The sequence below is a fragment of the Rhizobium sp. 05N49 genome (genome assembly GCF_056396805.1).
In genome coordinates, this window is the sequence record NZ_JBFTME010000058.1 from 1 (window position 1) to 1107 (window position 1107).

The 1107-nt window shown below is 63.5% G+C and carries 1 protein-coding gene; it reads right to left on the reverse strand.

Annotation, left to right across the window (positions count from 1 at the left end; genetic code table 11):
* On the reverse strand, positions 1-1107 hold a 1107-nt coding region (locus AC1DF8_RS36215; protein ID WP_478157617.1), incomplete at both ends, for a calcium-binding protein.

The window sequence follows — 1107 nt, forward strand, 5'->3', positions numbered from 1 at the left end:
GCATTGTCAACGATGTAGGTGTCGTTACCGGCTCCGCCGATCAGCGTATCCGCACCGGCTCCGCCGTTCAGCGTATCGGCGCCGACACCGCCAGTGATCACGTTGGCCGCAGCATTGCCGGTGCCGGTGAAGGCWGCCGACCCGGTGTAGGTCAGGTTCTCGATATTGGCGAGGGCMGCAATCGAATAGGCAGCAAGCGACGTCCGGATCTCGTCCGTGCCCGCACCTGCTGCTTCCGTGACCACGTCGCTTGCGRCATCCACGATATAGGTGTCATCGCCGATGCCACCAATCAGCGTGTCGGCTCCCGCCCCACCGTCCAGCACGTCGTTGCCGGCCCCGCCGGTGATCGTGTTGGCCAAGGCATTGCCGGTCCCGGCAAAATTGCCGCTGCCGGTAAAGGTCAGGTTCTCGACATTGGCAATGTTGGTCAGCGCATAGGCCGAAAGCGCAGTCTTGACCAGATCCGTGCCTTCGTTGGCGGCTTCGGTCACGACGTCACCGGCGACATCCACGATGTAGGTGTCGTTGCCCGCACCACCAATCAGGATATCGGCTCCCGCCTTGCCGTCCAGCGTATCGGCACCTGCCGCACCCCTGATCGTGTTGGCAAGGCTGTTGCCCGTTCCGGCAAAGGCAACCGTACCCGCATAGGTCAGGTTCTCGACATTGTCGGCAAGCGTATAGGCAGAAAGCGCGGTCTTGACCGTGTCGATTCCAGCGTCCGCATCTTCCGTCACCACGTCACCGGCGACATCCACGATGTAGGTGTCGTTGCCGGCGCCGCCGATCAGCGTATCCGCACCTGCTCCCCCGTTCAGCGTATCGTTGCCGGCACCCCCGGTGATCACGTTCGCCGCAGCATTRCCGGTGCCGGTGAAGGCTGCCGACCCGGTGTAGGTCAGGTTCTCGATATTGGCGAGGGCCGCAATCGAATAGGCAGCAAGCGACGTCCGGATCTCGTCCGTACCAGCACCTGCTGCCTCCGTGACCACGTCGCTTGCGACATCCACGATATAGGTGTCATTACCGGCTCCGCCGACCAGCGTGTCGGCTCCCGCCCCACCGTCCAGCACGTCGTTGCCGGCCCCGCCGGTGATCGTGTTG